Raw genomic sequence first — 19,625 nt, 5'->3', positions numbered from 1 at the left:
CACCTTGTATCATACCAAGGGGACTTTTTTTGTTCAAACCTCAAATTTCTTCATTACAGGAATGCTCTTATTATCAATTTCTAATAATAAAGAGTACCCTTAAATCACATTTATCTCATTTTGATAGAAACTGGCTCGAGTTGAAAAAGACCAGTATTCTCATCATATTCTTCAACCGTAGCAGTGATACGAATATTAAGACCTGCTCCAAAAGTATCAGGAACATTATCTCCTGTTAGATTCAAATCGCTATAATTAACATCTTCAAATTGGAAATTAGGTCCCGAGAAAGTAGTTTCACTATAGTCTCCTGCATAAATTAAATAATCAAATCTTGTTTTATATTTTCCATGGTTACTCACATAAGCGGTATTCCCATCAAACTCAATGGTTCTTCCAGCATATTTCTGAGCAAATTCTTTAATAAGAGGATCAGACTCGTTTTTTGTGCTAAGTATCTCTGCCAATTCTTTACAATTATCGATTGTTAAGATTTCTGCTGTAGTTTTTTCTACATTTGGATTATCCTTTACCTCAGATTTTTCTACCTCCGAATCATCCTTTGCCTTAGGTTCCTCTGCACTCTCAGTATCTCTTTCTTTAAATGTATGATACTTAATAATGACCTCTGCATCAGCAGATACCCATTCATCTGCCGAATAATCCACATCGCCGCCAACAGATACTTCTTCAACCTCTCCATCTTTTGTCAGCCAACCTGTAATTAAATCTTCAATCTTTTCTGTTTTGATGTTCTTGAATCCACTTGATTTAAAATCATCAACTACCTCTTGATAATCTCTACCCTTTTGAACACTTGAACCGGACGGTGTTTTTGCTTCACCTTCATGATTGCCGCCACATCCCACTAATGTCATAACCATAATACCCACCAAAAGAACACTAATTATTTTGTTCACTTTTAATTATCCTCCAATTAACAGATTTATCGCTCTATTAAAATGATATAAACAAAACAAAAACCATTACTTTATTACTATTCCGTTATCTAATTCGACAATTTCTGTTAAAATCCTGCATTGTTGAAGCGTAATCTTTCCAAGAAATAACTATTGGATTTTATATTCTAATGGTTAAGTTTCTTCCTGTCGGTGGATGAACTACCGAACATATTATTAAAACCAGGAGGAAATACACCATGGCACGGTACTAGTATAAAGGGAATATTAAATAACCAGCATTATTGTGGGATCTTGTCCAAGGACGGACAGAAACTATTTCTGTGACATCATCGAAGCGCAGAGAATTATGCGAAGAAGAAGTCGTGATTAAAGAAGGCACTCACGAAGCGATAATCCCGAAGGAAACCTTTAATGCCGTACAAGCTATGATACAAGGCAGGACAAGAACAGCTACTGCTCCAAAGAAACATCTTTTTACAAATATCCTGTATTGTGAGGAATGCCAAAAGGGCATGTGGTTTAAAGCCAATCAAAAAGGCTACCGCTGTGGGGGTAATATTCGATATGGAGACTCCTTTTGCCTTAATAAGAATGCTGTTCGGGAAAAAGAGCTTATGCACGTAATCATGGAGGATCTACAAGCGCTTTTTAACTCGTTAAAGGAAGAGTCCTTTTTGAATGCTCTTATGAACAAGCTAAATATCAAAAAACGCAATGTTCTAAAAGAGCTAGAAAAGGTCCAATCCGAAATAGAAAAATTAAGAAACAAAAAGCTGGAATATGTAGACCTCTATACTGAAAATGTCATTTCAAAAGAAGATTTGGTTGAATATCGCGAATTAACGGACAGCAAGATTAAGGACCTTCAAACCAAAAGGGCCGAACTTAATGATAAACTACAGGAATGCGACAACGAGGATTACGCCATTAATATCGGCAAAAAGCTAAAAGATGTCCTCAACCTAAAGGAATTGACACCGCAGGTTCTTCATTCCCTGGTTGAGAAGATCACCTGTAAGTACGATGGAACTGTCCATATTCAATACAGCTTTGTTAATCCGCTACAAGAAACGTAAGAAGGCAACGCCCAAAGGGTTAGTTGCCTTTCTTTAAAATGAGTTGCGAGATACACTCCACATGGCTTGAGTGGTGATCGCAGACATTTGGTGTAGTAGTGTTTACCTTATTTTTATTTTTTTGTCTTAATTCATTAGTTTAAATTGTAACTTCTTACGTAGTCGTCACGAATCTATTAACACACATCATCATTCTTTCCTAATTTACAATTTTAATGGAATATATTTATTGTCATTAGAGCTAAGCAAATATAGTGTTATTTTTTCCAAATGCTTTTCATTTTTTTTAAGGAATAAGTTTAAAAAATCTTGATCATGCGTAGAAAAAATAAGCTGTCTATTTAAGTGACTTAATACGTCACAAATTGAGAATCTATTTACATCATCCATATTTTGAATTGGATCATCAATTGCTATAAAATCAAAGTAACTATCAGCTTGTGCTTCATTTGTAGCAATAAATATAGCTAATGCCAAGACATTTAATTGCCCGGAACTAAGAACCATATTTGCTTCCGCTGAATAGGAACTTCCTTGTTTTTCATCTTCTATTATTTTTATATATAGCTCTTCATTATCTATAACTTCAAAAAACAATTTATTAAATTGATCTGGTGTTGGATTTAAGAATCTATAATACATTTGAATTGTACTTTCATCACTATTTAAAAAGTCAGCTGCTTCCTTCCCATATGCAGTATCTAATCTTATTAATATTTGTTTCAAATTATCAATATTATTATTGGTTCTATTATTTTTTTCTCTAAGAACATCTATATTATTATTAATCCCTTTTATCTTAAGTTCTATATTATCGTTATAATTTTGTAACTCTATTAAGTTTAAATTATCCTTTAGCAAACCTATTAATTCTTCTGTCCTGCCAATTTGTTTTGATAACAACTCTATGAGACCTAAAAGAGAGTTCACTTTATACTCTTCAAAATATTTCTTGGTTGCACTAATAAATTCCTTAAACTTAAATATCTCATTGTTTATATTAGTTAGGTATTGTTCATTTTCTTTAATATAATGACTAATTCGTTTAACTTCTTCATTTAAAAAATTTGATTTCTCACTTAATTTATGAAAATCGCTATCTAATAAATTATAATCAACATGTATATTTTTTAGTTTTTCCTTAATTGATTGAATTTCTGAATATATTTCTATTCCCTGTTGGTAAGCCTCTAATTTATTTTTATTTTTTTGTTCAACTTTAATTAAATCTAAATCTGTATTGCTAAAAAACTCACTATAAAGTTCGTTATTTTCAATGAATCTTATTATTTCTAGCGATGATTCTTTTTTTGTTTTTAAATTCTTAATTTCAAATTCCAAAGTTTGGATAAGATTCTTTACTTTAGTTTCGTTTAATTCGAGATTTTCCTTAAGATTAATTTTTTGGGTTACAGCATCTTTTTTCTGCCCAACGTCTGAAATTAATATCCTTAGATTATTTTGGACTTTACCTTGTAATTCTTTACCTAAATCACTCGAACATACAGGACAAACACCATAAACATTGTTTTCTGTGATAAATTTTGAAATTTGTTCAATACTTTTAATTAAAGCAGTTAAAGATGAATCTGCATCAGATTCTAGTAATTCTTTTTCTAATAAATGTTTATTAGCTATTATATCTTTTAACATAAGTGTTTGCTGCTCTACTTCTTGCTCCTTATTTCTTAATAATACTTTAAAGTGATTAATAAATTCTTTGGAATGTAAATAATCCTTCTTATTTTTCTTTGTAAACTCTATCATTCTATTTTTCTTATAAATCCTTCTAATAGCTTCTTTAATCTCTTTTGGCTCTTTTTCATTAATTTCTAGTTTGTTTAGATCGTCTGAAAGTTTAAGCAGTTGGCTGCTTAATTTGTTAAATTCTTTGTCCTTTTCCTTATTCTTGGATAAATCCTTTATCAATAGCTCTATTTCAAATAACTCTTCTTTTAACCTATTTTCCTGGATTAAATTCTCTTTTATATCTTTTTCAAGAGATTGAATTTCAGTATATTTTTTTTCTAACATTTTATGTATTCCTGAAATAGAGTTAAACTCTAGAAAACTACAATTTTTTATTTCCTTATAAACATTTCTTAATTTATAAAGTTTATTCTGTTGGTTATCCATTTCTTGTTCAAGATTACTTTTAGAAGGGTCAGAAGAATAAATTTCTTTATATTTCTGTATTATTATATTATTGATAGGTTTTTTGTCAGTTGTTAATTCTTTTTTTCTTTCTAACAAGTTATTTATCTCTTTATTTGCTTCATCTAGTAATTCTTCAAAGCATCTTATTGTAGTATTAATATTCTTTCTAACCTTTAAGACTCTCTCAAATCCCATAATATTAGCTAACGCATTATACCTCTCGGTAGGCTTATCCCTGGTAATGAAATCAGTAACTTGATCTTGGGATAATATATAAGCTTTATTTATAGCCTCTCCAACCTTATACTTTAAGTTTCTATAGTTTATTCCATGATTTTCAAAAATCTTTCTTAAAGCTAAATCTACATTGTCTTCTCCAATAGCAATTCTTTCATTCTCATGATATAGTGAAAAATCAATATTTCCATAGCCAGTATTATTTTTAGAAAATGACCTTTTAATACAGTATTGTGAAAAATAAAGTTTTACATAACATTCTTCTTCTACATTCATATCCTTATTAGCTAAAGCCTCTTTTGGAGGCTTCTTATCGGATAAACGCCCAATAGCTCCGGTTAAGCACCATTCAACACCATCAAAAAATGAACTTTTACCATTTCCGTTATCACCACATAATATAGTAATATTATTATTCAACTCAAAAATTTGCCGTTCTCTATAATTACGAAAATTATTAAGAACTATTTTATTTAACTTCATCAATACCACCTCTGAAATAGACTTCTGAAATCTTTTCCTTAATTTTTTGTTTTTTTAAATCTATCAAATCTCCGTTCATCTCCATAATCCACTTCATTAGTGTTATAATTTCTCGATTTTCAGTAAAGATGATTTCATTAAAATTAGTCTCAAAGTCTAGTGAAATTCCACTAGTCCTATTAGGTTCAAAAAAAGGCATTCTATATAAATCGTCTTCATCGAGAATTACATATTTTCTAAGACCTTTTGAATCTCTTTCAATACTATAAATCTTACTTATGGATTCTAATAAAGAATCAGGGTCTAAAAATAATATTAGATAATATGAATTCCATATATTTATATCATTTTCCCTAAGAATGCTTCTAGCTATAGTAACATCCTGTAAGATTTCACTTAAATCAAAATCTTTGTACTGCTTAATTACTATTGAAATATTGGTATTTCTATTAATACAATAAATAAACTCCTCATCCCCCCTTATAAATATCTCGGATTTTTCAAAAATAAATTTATTATCGTCTAAGTATTGTAGCAATTTACTCTTATCCATAAGTATTACCACCCTATTTGCCCTTTAATATGTTCTCTATATTCTTCAATAGTGGGAAGCATTCTTTTTCTGAAAAATTTTGTTTTTACATTATTGCTCCCATTCTTAACTTGAACTTTATGAGTTACTTTAGCTATTGATCCATGTTCAACTCTTACTCCAATAGCTTTCATGTCCTCTTCTGTAGGATTATCGTCACAATCTAATTCGATAATATACTCATTAGGAAAATCTTCATCATCAAAACTACCTGAGAAGATTAAGTTTAGTTCATTCCTATCAAACAATAATCGTTTCTCTTCAAACTTACATCCCTTAAAAATTTCTATAAACTTGCTTACTCCAGTTATATGATTATCAATATCTCTTAAATTAAAAAAGTTGTACTTATTATTTCCAATAACTTTTAATAATAATTTTCTATTCTCATAGTCTAGAGTCACTTTCCCACCAGACGAAAATTTAATAAAAAACGTTAAATCCAACAATTCCTTTATATACTCATCAATAAAATCCTTTTTAGAAATCCTATATTTATAAGATGAATTTACTCTTTCAGTAAACCTGCTCACAATACCGTAAATATTATTACTATTCCTTATATTTTCTTTTAGTTCACTTTCAAATTCACTTATACATGTAGATAATTGATTATACAAAGGAGAATCATTAACAGCTGAATGTAAATATTCTATATAGTTATTAATTTTTTCCAAAGAATCTTCATTTTTTACATAATCTCTAACTTCACTCCCAACTCTTTTACTTAATTCCTCATAAATTCGTTCACCTTTTTCTTTATCAATTAATTGTATCGAAGGGTATTCAGGATAATAACAAACTGAACATATGTAACCAATTAAATAATCTATATCCTCTTTTGTTCCATTAATTCTTTCTCCAAAAAGACTACCTATCATGGAAGTAATTTTAGGTACATAACCTTTAGTATCATTACTGGTAATTTTGAATTTTGATAACAGTTCTTGTAAATATGCTTCATCCAATAGATTGGAATATCCTTTTGCTTCTGAGAACCCCTTTACTTTATCGAAAAAAGAATTCTTTTGAATTACCATATCAAAACTGTCATTCCCACGATAAATTTCAACCTCTACAGTAGGTGAATTTTTTATAATAAAATTGGTTACAAGTTCAAATTCTCTTTTTTGTTCATAGCCTTCGAACATTTTATCTAAAATAAATAGTTTTTGAACCCAATCATTATATGTACCTGTATCACTTACATCTGCATAGGGTACATTTTTGGTTTTCACCTGAATGATTCTTATTCTTTTAGAATTTAAAACTATAATATCTTGATGGTGATCAATCAATAAATAATCCCATTCGCCATTAATAAGCTCTATTAGGTATTCTATGGAGACTAAGAATTGAAAATAAAATCCTGATAGGGCGATTATTCCCCCATCATCTTTAGTTTCTTCTGAGAGAAGTAACTCAACAATATCATCATTCACTTTTAGAAATTCACAGATTTCATCTTTAGACTTACCTTTTATTTTTTCATCAAAAAAACTATCTGAATTTACCTTAGTCATATGTGCTTTTGTTTCTATTATTTTATCTATCAGATCTTCCTGAACAGCTTTCAATGTTACCTCACTCCCAATACTCTTCCTTTAAATTTCATTTTAATATTTTCCCATAATTTTGAACATTAATTATCAAATTTTTTAATAAATGATTGATTTTATTAAATATCAATTAAAAAAGATCGGAAATGAAATGACCGATCTTTTCTTCTAAAATTCAACAAATACTATACTGCCTTAAAACAGCATCTGTAGGCTCCATATATATTAGTAATAACCTCAACATGTCCTGTGGAAATACATGGAATCTGACGGCTTTGCTTTAGAAAAAAAACTAAGGTAAAATTGTGAAATTTTCTTATTTCTCCTTCATTAATAACTTTGCCTCTTTTAAATCAATTTTGGCCTTATGTCCATGTTTATGGAGTAAATGCAATAGATTATTGCCGTTAAGTAAAGTTAAAGGTTTATCCTTAGTAAAGTTATATGCATCGGGACCGAAATCTGCAGTAGAGACCAATATCCCTTTTGTTGCTCCTTCATTCATAACAGTTCCATATAAATCTCGAACCGCTGATACTCCTACAACATTTGTATACCGCTTAGCCTGTATAACAATTTTCCCTCCCCGAATTGGGTCTGGATCAAACGCAACTGCGTCTACTCCACCATCTTTACTTGCTCTTGTGATTTTAACTTCTCCACCAGATGTATTAAATTCTTTCTCAAAAAGTTCTCTTATTAAATGCTCAAAGTCCTGCCAATCCATTGCAGCTAAATTGGTTTCTTCATCAATGTCTCCTGTTACATTATATGAATCAACAAAACGGCTATCTTCCCTATTAATTTTTTGAATAGGTGCAATTGGGGTAAGACTAGATAATTTACTGCTACCGATACCTTTCAGATTCTTAAAACAAGTTTTTGGATCTACCAGTTTTAAATTAATTTTATTAAACTCATCTTTTTGTGTTTGAACTGATAATATGCATATATTCTCCTTGTTACCAGTTGCCTTATTAATAGTATTCACCCATCCATTAAACACTATTGAATCTATCGCATTTATTGCATCTGCTTCAAAAAGTTCATGCAAAGTACGCAAAGTAATATCATAGAGTAATTTGTCATACATCTTTCTAACTGCAGCCTCGGATAAAAATGACTCTTTATACTCATCCCTTGTAGCAATATATTTGACCTCTTTCAAGGTTGGTAAATCTGATATATCAGGTAGGACGTATTCTACAATTACCGTTCGGTTATTTGCATTATAATCAATATCAAATTCTTGTGGAAAATAATCAGGATAAACAGAATTAGACAAGACCATATCACAATACTCAATTATCGATTCACTTTCTCCGGCTAAGTATTGTACCTTTTTCTTTTCAATAGCATCATTTTTCTCTTTCTTTTCAAGTTCAAATTCTTGTTTTTTCTCCTCCCATACCCTACGCTGTGCCTCAAAAACTTCTAGCTCTTTTTCATGCATTGATTTTAAGTCTTCTGTTTCTCGTTTCCAGTTATTTAAAGCGTCTTCAAATATCTTTTTGGATATCCCAATTTTCTTCTGTTTGCTTGAGGAAGAAATTTTATCCCACAAGCCCAATTTAGGCTCAAAGTTTTTTTCCTCGGGCTCTACTGGGAACGACGGTTCATTAGGTGCTAGTGGCTTTGGTTCGGAAAAATTTGATACATCTTTTAACGAATCTCAGTCGATCTTGTCATCTATGTCTAAAGTATGTAGTAATGTTTGATCTATTAATTCAAGTTCATTTAATGCATCTTGTGTTTGTTGCTCTGCCATCGCTTTCTTTTGAGCCTTTTCTATCGCTGCATTTTCACGTTCGCGCTTTTTTCGTTCTACTTCTTGCTTTTTATTCCACATTTCGTCCCATTGTTTCAATTGTACATAAGCCTTTTGATCAACTACATACTTATCATTACCTTTAATTACACGATACTTATGTAAACCTTTGTGCTCTATCTCAACGGAATACATTTGGAACACTCCTTACATTATAATTATTGGAAAATTACACCACATTTATAGTATATAATAACTAATCTGCATTTTTCGACACTTTCATGAAATATACTTCTATTTTTGGTATTAAATAAAGGTGTGAGAAGGGTAATATAGGAAGAGGAAAAACATCTTTACGTGGTACCTTTTGAGTATCACAACAGTTCAATCTTGATACAAAAAGGAGTTGTTAGTATAAAATCAAACCCCAAAATCGATTAAAATTTTTTACGAAATCGGGGTTAAATTTACAAGAGTAATTTTTAACATCAAGTATCTTTAATATAATGGTTTATCATTTTAACACCAACTCCACAACCACCTCAACATGTGTAGAGTGTATGTGGCAAAACACGTGGTGCTGGTGAGTTATATTTTAGTGTGCCTATTCAAGAAATCTAGATAACACCTTTTTACCCTTCTCTGTTAATTCGTAATATGGCCTATTTTTCTTAGCCCCATCCTCCATACGTACTACTAACTCAGACTCGATTAATGCTCTTGCAATTTTAGAAACAAGCTGATATGAAATATCTAGCTCTTGTCCGATTTCTAGTGGATACGGCTTTAGTTCAGTTTTAGTATTTTGAAACATTTCAATTACTTGTAACACATCGAGCTCTTCCTTATGAAATTCTGCACTCCCTAAATTTTCATTAACCAATTCTTTAATAGCTTGGTCATATTCAACTTCACAAGACATTTGACGGCATTTTCTACACATCATACCAAATTGTTCAATCATTGGTAATTCTGTTATGTTGTATTCAGCCCCGCATTCGGTATTTTTACATTTGACCTTCTTGTTACTTGATAAAGTGTTAATTAAAAATTCACTAAAGTCAAACTTTCTCTGTTGATAGTATTTAGAGTACTTAGAAGTCCTGTCAGGTCTCCCGTACAATATCTTTTTGTATTGGCATAAACCGTAATCTAATGCGTAAATAAAAACATCTATATTGTTCTTTTGCCCCTTTGTTGATTTTGGTGCTATCGTACTAACCTTATGTACAAATCCATTAAACTCTAATGATTGCAAGAAATTCTCTAATTCTGGTTTAATTTGAAAATGACTAGATGGGGCATATTCCAAATCATTAAAATGCTGGTTATTTGTTTTAGGTAAATCTACCTTTAGTACTAGTGCTGTATCGCAGATAGCCTCTATTATATTGTGTTGTGCAAAAACATCTAACTTTTCTTGAAATACTCCTAGACTCATATGCTCTTTATCAAAATATGTTTTTGTTATCTTTTTATAGATGGTTTCAACTGCTTCCAGGATATCATTCTTAGTAATTTTTTTATCGTATGAAATTGCATTATCATAACAAACACTAAGTATATGGCCTAAAGTTCGAGGAATATTCATAGATATTTCAAACAATAGTAAAAAATACTCTTCTAAAGCCATTTCTTTAGTATCAAAAAAAGCTTCCAAATTAGTTTTACAGAAGTACTCTATCCTATTCTTAAGAAGCCTTTTTATAAAATCACTTGATTTTCTTTCTAACTCAACTATGTTTTGGCCATATAATTCAAAGGCGTCAATTTGAATAGAATCATATTTACCTGCTTCTAACTCACCATATGTTATTCTTCCCGGATAGGCCGCAATTTTCAAAACTATTTCATCTTTTGCGGAGTTATATATTGGATTAAGTAATGTTTGGTAAAATAGTTCCATATCGCCTTCCGTAAGTTCCGAAAAATCATCTATGAAAATAAACAATTTATTTCTACCAGTAATTTTAAGTAGTTGTTTTATATCACTTATTATTTCACCTATATTAAAGAGTCTAGCAAATATATTAAGTGAGTCACTTTCCACTCCTTTAGAAAATTCTTTGGTATTCCCAACCTTTGAGTAAATTTTAAACAATGCATCTGTTATTCCAGTTACTGTACCAGTTGCAGTACCACTTACTTCCGCATTCTTTATATTTTTAGATGATTGAGTATCTTTAGTTTGTTTAGCTATTGTACTGTTAACTCGAAAGATATCAGGGTTATCAATTTTATCTTTAATTTTTCTAATTAAAGTTTCAATTCTCTGATCTCTAAATCTACTTTGTAGTTTTTCAAAAAGCCCTTGTTCTTCTCTTTTTAATTCATCAACTACACTTTCAAAGAAATCATCCAAAAACTTTTTAATTAGCAATAATCTTTGCAACTGTTCGGTATCTAATACATCTTCTAAATTTGGTAACCTAATGCTATTATTTTGGAATTTCATATCATCAACTACTGACTTGGCATTAACATAGGCTGATAGGTCTTTTCTTTGAGAGATTATCTCGTATTGTGCTCTAGCTATTAAAGTAGATTTCCCCGTTCCTTTTCTTCCCAATAGAATAAAAGTATTATCAGATAATAGTTTTCTCAATATCCCATTACTTGGTAACAAATCTACATATAAATCCTTAATCACATTTTGTTTAGCTAAAGAGTCTTCAACGTTAAGCTTCTTTGCTGTTATTCTTTTGAATAATCTTAAAGTTTCATACGATTTTATAAAACCTTCTTTTTGTTCCTCTGTAAACATCATTACCCTCCCAAGCTTTCGACAATATATACTAATTATACTCCAAAATATGTAAAATTTAAAAGGTAATCATAAGTAGTTTTGGAAAAGTTAAATAACTTTTTGACTACTAGAGAGAGTAGGAACAATTCACGGCTGAAATTGGTTATTCAAGGGGTAGTACAGTGGGACAAGATATTAGAATTGCAAATTGACAAGTTAAATGAATACGGTTGCGATAAAATCTTTATGGAGAAGCATAGCGGAGTAAAAAAAGTGATCGTGAAGAACTTGCCAGAGCTTTGGACTATTTACATGATGGTGACAAGCTAGTAGCTTACAAGCTTGATCGTTTAGCAAGGAGTATTTTTGATTTACATAAGATTGCAAAAGAGCTTCATGAACGAGTGATTGGATTAGTATTCATAAAAGAGCAGATAGACTTTACTGCACCAGCTGAAAAACTCATGTTTACAATGCTTGGTGCTTTTGCTGAATTTGGACGTGATCTAATCGCCGAGAGAACGGTAGAAGGTCGAGTTAGAGCAGAGCAAAAGGCTCAAGGAAAGCACATGGGCGTATTGGGAAGGCTGAGAAAGACGTTAAGAGGTTATATGCAGAAAGAGAATCAAATGGATTGATCGTCAATGATATTGTAAAGATGGCAGGAGTTCCTCGCTCAACGATTTATGCTAAGGCTAAAGAGTTAGTTTATTAATGCAAGAAAAAACTGTATATCAAATAGAGCTTGGTTTATCCAAGCTCCTTAGAATTTAGTAAAAAAAGAAAATGGAAGAGAATCTATTATTCTCCATCTTCTTCTCCATCCGTGTCAACATCTTCCACATCCAGCAGCCAATACATATGGCTAATGGATCTATCGATTATAATATCGTCACTATCAATTAAATCTATGAAAGCTTTGTATATATCAATAAGTTCTTTAACCATGATTAATGTGTTTTCAGGCGTAACATAATTAACAGCAGAATTTTCTTTAACCTTGAATAAACCTATGTTCGTATCAAATTCTCTAGTTGCAAAAGAGACTCCATTCGAATGTGTTGTATTTCTTGTAAAACCATAAAAATCCAAGAAAGTTTTATCCTTCTTTAAATTTCTATCAGTAGGATAACTATTCTTGAATTTCTTAATAACAAGATTAATTTTATCAGGAAGCGATATATGCTTATTTGTCAGTGTCTTAATAATTTGGCTATCCTGTTTTATCTGTTCAATTGTATCCTCTGAAATACTCATTTTTTCTATTCTCTTCAATATTCTTTCTAAATTTTTTTGTTCTAGCTGTTTCACCTCGGTTGTCTCAGCGATCTTCATAAATATTGCAGTTAAGCTGCTTTCAAAAGCAACCCAAGTCCCAGTAATTACATTTGCTCTCAATATAGCAAAAAACCTATATAAATCACGAGGTCGATTAAAAGTTACTTGATTTAGAATATCAAATACTTGATTATACTCTGGTCGACACTTTTTTTTAAAATCTACCTCTTCCATCCAAGTCGCTGAAATTGATGTACTCAATGCAATGTTATAAACATTTAATACCCCATTAACTGTCCCGAAGAAACTATTGCGAGTATCAAGCGAGTTGTATCTATTGGTTTGGAGGGATACTGTATATTCTTGTAATTTATACACATTGTTGATATAACCTAGATAATCTTTCATAGTAATAATAGCCATAAATTTTCCCCCGATATAATAAAGTGTTACCATAACATTTATTAATAATATACAATTTTCAATCCAGTTTGATTATTTTTAAGTTCACACACAGCTATTATTTCCTAAGGTTAAAAACTTGTATCCCACACTACAAACGAAGGTATCCTAAGTAGTTCGGCTTTAGTTAGGTTCCGTTATTTCACATGACACTGTGTAGGTTCGATACGTAACAGGCAAGGAGCAAGTTTTTTAGATAACTGCAATGTCAATTTAAAGGTTAATATACTTAGCTCTCTCAATTTACTTCAAATAAAATACAACCATTTTTTTATTTTCCGTTCCTTTATTCCATTGGAATTTCTGATTTTACTCTTTTAGATTTAAAATCTTTATCCTTTAATTTTTCAAATACATAATGAAGAAATTCATATAGATGGTTTACATATCCTATTAAATCTTTATATGTAAATTCATTTGGAATTAAATCATCTAATAGATCATCGTCCATTTCTTCTCCAACCACTAGGAACTTTTTATTATTTTGTAAAATAACCCTTTCAACATGATAAGGAATTATTCTGCCATCAATCGTACTATGTTGTCTGATTCCTAAGTCATTATAATGAGTAACCAAATCCCTTGGGGAAACAGCAGACTGAATCCAATTAAAATATTCCTCATATATATATGCCATTAGGTCATCTTTATCCTTTAACTCATTGACCTTACTCATCAGTCCACTTGGTTTTTTATTTACCATTCTCCCAAATGTAGTTTTAAGCTGAATTCCTGGATAATAAAATGAAAAAATGGCGACCAAACGGTCTAAAAGTGATTTAATTGAAAAAAATAGATTATGAACCTCGACACTAAATTTATACTTAATTAAGTCTAATTCATCATTGTAACCTTTATTTAGGTTATATATATTAAATTCCTCTAATAAGTCAAGATATTGATTTAGGTGATAAGCCGGAGCAATAAATGAGCTATTTGAACCATCCAAGAAGTCATAAAGCCAAACGTCTTCAATTGTTTTCATCATCGCTTTCTCTTTTATGTGTACAATTTCAGTAAAATTATGTAGGATACTAAGTTTGTTGTTAATATCTATTTTATTTCTGGTAAATTGAGGTATACTCTCAACCTCTAGTTCACCACTTAAGATTTTTGATCCAATCTCACTTAAATACCCATATAGTTCTTCAAGGTTTATTTTTGATTCTGTCATTTTCTGTTCCTCCTCAAATAAAAGGAAACGCAATATAAACTTCAATTGCGTCTACATCCTTAAGAATACTATATTTTTAGCATTTGCATAAGAATGAATACCCATTTTTATATAGTTAAAAACACTAAATGCTTTTAACACGTTGTTTGTTTCCTCTTCAGTTATTCTAATATACCGTAATGTAATAGTAGGGTAAGATTGATTTAAAATTCCCTGAAGCATAGCAATATCTCTGGTTGCCTTATTAAAAACTCCTTCGTTTATTTGATGTAGTGGTCGGAAACCAACTAACTATATCTTATCACGAAGTGAGGCTTTTTTTGATACCTATAAGCTTTCTGGAACCCCCTGCATAGCCAGGGGGTTTCAAAAGATACAAAAAAATAATAAACCTCCCAAATTGGAAGGTTTATTACACGGAATATCTCAATTATTAATATTTTCATTTAAAACAAGTAGGGAACAGCACTCTACATGTGCGGAGTGTATGTGGCAACACATGGGATGCTGGTAAGTTTACATTTGTACTATATAGATTATCTCTTTTAAAAAAAGGCTCTCACATTTTCCATTATAGCTCCTGATTGTTTAATATCAATTCTTGCATATCTAGTTTAAAAACAATATAGAAACAAAAAATACCTGTTCAATTTATTCGTCGAACAAGGCATTTCTTCGAATGTTTAGGCTCTTGCGAATAAGGTACTTATTTCAATTCAGCAGGGGGCACGAGCTATATAAATGGAATTAACAATGCACCCCAAACCAAAGTGATTAAGGCAGCAAAAATCATCGCTAATAAGGAAAACACCTCTTCTAGTTTTCCGTATTCCATTGCTTTATTGGTACCGACACCGTGTGCCCCCATTCCTAAGGCCAGACCTTTAGCAATCGGTGTTTTAATGGACAGCCATTTTAGTACACTTGGGCCAACAATTCCCCCCATAACACCCGTTATAATCACAAAAACAGTCGTCAATGTCGGCAGACCACCGATTTCCTTTGAAACCTCTATTGCAATAGGGGTGGTAATCGACCTTGGAAGAATAGAAACAATGAAGTCATGTTTCAAATGAAATAATTCTGATAACAAGAATGTTGAAAAAATCGCCACAAGTGTTCCAGTCGTAATACTAATCAAGATGGTTCCAAGATATTTTTTTATAGTATACAGATTTTTATAAATGGGTACGGCAAAGGCAACCGTAGCAGGTCCAAGCAAATCTGACAGCCATTTTGAATCCTGCAAATATTGATTAGCAGACACATGTGTAATAGAAATCAGCACAATTAATAAAATGGGAGCGACCAATAATGGATGAAAAAAAGGAACTGTTATTTTTGTATATATCTTTTTAGAAAATTTATAGATTAAATATGTTACGAGTGTAAATAGTACCATCATCAATGCTGTTCACTTCTTTTTCGGACAGATATTTTTTCTGCAGTTAGGGCGGTCATCCCCATGACAATCATCGTACTGAATGCAATCAACAGGACAATTTCCACTCCCTGGATACTAATGATTTGCTGATAATTAACAATTCCTACTGCTGAAGGGACAAAAAACAACAATAGCTCTGCCATTAGCCATTTAGAACCATCCTCTACCCATTTCAGTTTGATCACTTTGCAACAAAGAGCCAGAAATAATAGAAATAATCCAAACATGGAAGCAGGGATTGGCAGAGGGATAATTTGTTTCAGTGCCGTTCCTAAAAAGAAAAAGACATACAATAAACATACTTGTAAAATAATGATTCCTATTTTCATCATTAATAAGACTTCCTTTATAAATAAGTATCTTTGAATTACCTAAGAGTTATCTTACGCCGATTTTTATTATTCGTAAAATACATATTTATAATTCATTTCATAACTTAAAGTTATAATTGTTCTTTCAAAATAAAATCAATAAACATTCTCCCAGCATTGGAAATATAGCGTCCCTTTTTGGTTATAACAGCCAATCTCCACATAATAGTTGGTTGAAGGTTGATGATTTCAATATCTTTGGCAAACAACCGGTTACAGATTGACTGCGGCAAAATCGTCAAACCCAGGTTAGCGGCAACCATCTCAGACATCAAGTCCCACTGGGTACTTTTAAAAAGTATTTTGGGCTCGAAGCCGGCCGTAATAAAGAAGTGATTGCGAATAATTTGATTTAAGGCAAATTCCTCATGATAAAAGATAAATTCTTCATCCTTTAAATCCTTAATATTCACTTCTTTATGGGATGCCAGTGGATGGTTCTTTTGGACAACCAGCTTTATTTCTTCCTTCACAATCGGATAGACATTAAAGACCTGCTCATCTAACGGCAGCACAGCAACACCGAGTTCAATTTCTCCCTCTTCCACACTTTTCACTACCCTGGCACCGCCATATTCGGTAATATCCAATTTGATATTGGGATATGCTTGGTGAAATTTCTTCATCACTCTTGGAAAAAATAGGCTTCCAACAAATGGTGGCAGCCCAATATTAATCTGTCCCATGGAGAGAGTGGTCAAATCACTTAATGTCAATTTCATCTCATCCAAATTATTTGTCATTTTCTGGACATAATTTAATACCACTTCACCAGCATCAGTTAAGTAGATGGCTTTATTGGTACGAATGATTAAAGTTGTTCCCAGCTCATCCTCTAAAGACATAATAGACTTGCTTAGGGCTGGCTGGGAAATATGCATTTGTTCTGCCGCCTTCGTAATGCTTTTATACTTGGCTACTTCCATAAAATACAAAAATTGCCTTAACTCCAAAACGACACCTCCTATGTCCTTTGATGTTTCAATATGATGAAGGACTTGTCCTTCATTTTGCAAGATGAGGTTGTTCACACCTATACAATAGTATAAATCCTAAATCAGATAAATAATGCCCCTATTTATGGCACGGTTCCTGACAATTAATGCTAAACTACTGCCTCAACAATCTGGCCCGTTTGCTGAACAATCTCAATAAAAAAAGCAGACCACTAAACTAAAATGATCTACTGAAAAAGATTAACACTTTTTACTCATTTCTCTGTGTTGTTAAAAAATTGTCCTTCACTTTTCCCCCGCTTCAACCCGCATTCTACCGTAAGGAGTTAAAATAAACTCTTTCCTTTTCTCCCGCTTTTTGCCCATTTTGCTTCAAATGATTTCGTTTTTTCGGGCTATTTTCACGCTTTCTTTCACATTTTTTATTGAGTTAAAAAATAGTTTTTCACTCACGTTTTTTCAAGTTTGTTGATAAGTCGGGCTGAACGAGCGTTTTTCTCACACTTTTTTGAACGAGTTTATTCCAACTGTGGATGAATTGTGGAAAAAGTTTATTTTAACGTGAATGTTTCTATTTGTTAGTTACATTTCTGTACAACACAAATAAACCCTTCCGAAATCCCCCACCTCAAACCCGCATTCTTCCGTTCTAGTTAAAATAAAGATTTCCGACTGAACCCCCATTTTGACCCTTTTTCGATTCAAAAATGACTGTTTTTCCGCCTGTTTTTCCCCATTATTTTCACCTTTTTTCGGGAGTTAAAATAAAGTCCTCCGATAACGGAAGGAAGAATAGGCGGAGAAAAGAATATGGAAAAAAAGAGAAAATATCGAGAAAAGAAGGGGTTAGACCTTCGGTCTCTTATTGAAAACTGCCCGAGTGAACTATTAGATAAAGCCTGAATTGGTAAGGGTTCAAACATGATTAGATAGGATAAAACTATTGAGTTGTTATTGATTTCCTATTGAATTATAACAGAAAAAAGCCCGGGTTCCTAATGAGGAAAAACCGGGATGATAATGAATCAGAATCGAAAATCGGAAATGTTTATTTTGGCAAAATCCGGAGCTGAATCGGAAATGTTTATTTTTGTTGGGAAAAGTTTATTTTTGGGTTACATAGGAATGAAGGAAGAATTATGAGAAAAGAAAAACGTTATTTACAAATTCAGCCCCACTAGAATTACTTTTGTAAACGAGCACATTATATCGGATACCACTTTTCAAATTTGTTCGGCTAAAAATCTGATTTGATGTGCTTTCTTTTCCACTTAATTTCAGAATGTGCAAAATTCCAATCATATTATTCCGGCTCCAAATCTTTAAAAGAAAAACCCCTAAAAAGGGGCATCAATAGGGATATAATCTTGGATTTCTACTCTGACCTTATATACTTCATAGTTATGGAGCACAAGGATCACATCTTGCTCTAACTTTATAAACCAATCAAAATCTTTCTCCAAATATGCATGGTAGTACTTATTTTGAATTCGTAGTTCAAATGAATAGCCCTGGTCAATCCAGTAAGGCTTTTGACCAATCCATACTCTCCATTCTTGGCTAAAATGGTCGTAAACTAATATTCCCCGTTTCATTGAAGTCCACTTTCCTCAACTGCTAATCTTATAATTTCTTCATCAATTCGTTCTTTCTTTAAATGAGATCCAAATAATAAGCTGCTGATTGTTAGGTTATTGATGACACGTGGCCACCCCTGAGAACGTTGAGCGATTGCTTCTACAGCTGTTTCGGTAAAGATGGGCATCATTGCCCCAGCCACCTTCATATGGTGATCAATATAACCCGAAACTTCCTCTCTAGATAACGGCTGAATCTCGTATTTCATAATGATTCGCTGCGATAGAGGGCGATGATGGTTTAATGTCAATCGGGTTTTAAGGTGCGGTAACCCAGCTAATATAAGAATGAATGGATTGCTTGAATCCATTTGAAAGTTAAACAGTAACGCTAAGTCCTGTAAAAATGCATCCTTTGCCATATGCATTTCGTCCAAAATAAAAACAGGGGTAATCCTCCGTTCCGTAGCCATTCGTTCGATTCCTTGCTGANATCCCTTTGGATTTTTGTAAGTATTTCAAAGCATTTAATGCTCCTTGATAATCAGTTGATTGAAACGCATCTGATGGCTGGATATCTTTAGAAAACGGAGTTTTGGCTAAGGAGTAAAAAGATTTATACATGATCTTGTTTCTCCTTTACCTCTGATTGAGACAATAAAAAAGGAGAGCGAACCCTCTTAACGTGGGCGTTATCCTCCATGGAAACAAGGGTCGCTTCAGCTACTTTTTTGTCATCCTCAAATACATAAACTCCTTGCTCATCCATTCGAACATCGATAGATGTCCCAATGTATCGACTAGGTACTTCATAAAGTTTTT

At 32.0% G+C, this 19,625-nt stretch carries 15 protein-coding genes and 2 pseudogenes; 2 read left to right on the top strand and 15 right to left on the bottom strand.

The window, feature by feature from the left end; translation table 11 throughout:
• Positions 1-110: 110 nt before the first annotated feature.
• Positions 111-920 (bottom strand): DUF4839 domain-containing protein, encoded by an 810-nt coding sequence (locus tag LKW28_RS21915; protein WP_229142550.1) that lies wholly within the window; start codon positions 918-920, stop codon positions 111-113.
• Between the two features lie 284 nt (positions 921-1,204).
• On the opposite strand from LKW28_RS21915, the gene LKW28_RS21910 reads away from it, so the two are divergent.
• Complete coding sequence (locus LKW28_RS21910) at positions 1,205-1,999, top strand: recombinase zinc beta ribbon domain-containing protein (protein ID WP_267498109.1); 795 nt, start codon at positions 1,205-1,207, stop codon at positions 1,997-1,999.
• Between the two features lie 204 nt (positions 2,000-2,203).
• Here the strand turns inward: LKW28_RS21910 and LKW28_RS21905 are convergent, their stop codons facing one another.
• From LKW28_RS21905 to LKW28_RS21880, 6 genes are all read right to left on the bottom strand, one after another.
• The gene (locus LKW28_RS21905; RefSeq protein ID WP_229142548.1) at positions 2,204-4,876 is read right to left on the bottom strand and encodes an AAA family ATPase; all 2,673 of its coding nucleotides are present in this window, start codon (positions 4,874-4,876) and stop codon (positions 2,204-2,206) included.
• Positions 4,863-5,429, bottom strand: a complete 567-nt coding sequence (locus LKW28_RS21900; RefSeq protein WP_229142547.1) for an ABC-three component system middle component 1 — start codon at positions 5,427-5,429, stop codon at positions 4,863-4,865. The genes LKW28_RS21905 and LKW28_RS21900 overlap by 14 nt, the downstream gene beginning before the upstream one ends.
• A 5-nt stretch (positions 5,430-5,434) precedes the next feature.
• Complete coding sequence (locus LKW28_RS21895; RefSeq protein ID WP_229142546.1) at positions 5,435-7,045, bottom strand: dsDNA nuclease domain-containing protein; 1,611 nt, start codon at positions 7,043-7,045, stop codon at positions 5,435-5,437.
• Positions 7,046-7,343: 298 nt separating this feature from the next.
• On the bottom strand, positions 7,344-8,597 hold the full coding sequence (locus tag LKW28_RS21890; RefSeq protein ID WP_229142545.1) for a restriction endonuclease: 1,254 nt from the start codon (positions 8,595-8,597) through the stop codon (positions 7,344-7,346).
• 102 nt (positions 8,598-8,699) lie between these two features.
• Complete coding sequence (locus LKW28_RS21885) at positions 8,700-8,990, bottom strand: hypothetical protein (protein WP_229142544.1); 291 nt, start codon at positions 8,988-8,990, stop codon at positions 8,700-8,702.
• 409 nt (positions 8,991-9,399) lie between these two features.
• Positions 9,400-11,559 (bottom strand): hypothetical protein, encoded by a 2,160-nt coding sequence (locus LKW28_RS21880; protein ID WP_229142543.1) that lies wholly within the window; start codon positions 11,557-11,559, stop codon positions 9,400-9,402.
• A 140-nt stretch (positions 11,560-11,699) separates the two neighbouring features.
• Between LKW28_RS21880 and LKW28_RS21875 the strand changes: the two are divergent.
• A pseudogene (locus LKW28_RS21875) lies at positions 11,700-12,256 on the top strand (recombinase family protein).
• A gap of 86 nt (positions 12,257-12,342) precedes the next feature.
• Here LKW28_RS21875 and LKW28_RS21870 read toward each other — a convergent pair.
• The 8 genes and pseudogenes from LKW28_RS21870 to LKW28_RS21835 all read right to left on the bottom strand — a co-directional run.
• On the bottom strand, positions 12,343-13,242 hold the full coding sequence (locus tag LKW28_RS21870; RefSeq protein ID WP_229142542.1) for a hypothetical protein: 900 nt from the start codon (positions 13,240-13,242) through the stop codon (positions 12,343-12,345).
• Positions 13,243-13,567: 325 nt separating this feature from the next.
• A complete protein-coding gene (locus tag LKW28_RS21865) occupies positions 13,568-14,455 on the bottom strand; it encodes a hypothetical protein (RefSeq protein ID WP_229142541.1) in 888 nt (295 codons plus the stop codon).
• Between the two features lie 733 nt (positions 14,456-15,188).
• Positions 15,189-15,860, bottom strand: coding sequence for an LrgB family protein (locus LKW28_RS21860; RefSeq protein WP_324255060.1), 672 nt, complete (start codon positions 15,858-15,860; stop codon positions 15,189-15,191).
• Entirely contained in the window at positions 15,860-16,231 is a 372-nt protein-coding gene (locus LKW28_RS21855) for a CidA/LrgA family protein (RefSeq protein ID WP_229142539.1), read from the bottom strand. Before LKW28_RS21855 ends, LKW28_RS21860 begins: the two co-directional genes overlap by 1 nt.
• 110 nt (positions 16,232-16,341) lie before the next feature.
• A complete protein-coding gene (locus LKW28_RS21850; protein ID WP_229142538.1) occupies positions 16,342-17,223 on the bottom strand; it encodes a LysR family transcriptional regulator in 882 nt (293 codons plus the stop codon).
• Between the two features lie 1,340 nt (positions 17,224-18,563).
• Positions 18,564-18,821, bottom strand: coding sequence for a DUF5348 domain-containing protein (locus tag LKW28_RS21845; protein ID WP_229142537.1), 258 nt, complete (start codon positions 18,819-18,821; stop codon positions 18,564-18,566).
• Positions 18,818-19,276, bottom strand: coding sequence for an AAA family ATPase (locus LKW28_RS21840; RefSeq protein ID WP_229142536.1), 459 nt, complete (start codon positions 19,274-19,276; stop codon positions 18,818-18,820). Before LKW28_RS21840 ends, LKW28_RS21845 begins: the two co-directional genes overlap by 4 nt.
• Before the next feature lie 143 nt (positions 19,277-19,419).
• Positions 19,420-19,625 (bottom strand): annotated as a pseudogene (locus LKW28_RS21835) (IS481 family transposase); the annotation flags it as partial.

Source organism: Bacillus sp. REN16, assembly GCF_020731355.1.
Classification (GTDB): domain Bacteria; phylum Bacillota; class Bacilli; order Bacillales; family Bacillaceae_L; genus Ferdinandcohnia.
The sequence above is the reverse complement of the archived record's forward strand: the minus strand, read 5'-3'. Positions and strand labels throughout refer to the sequence as shown.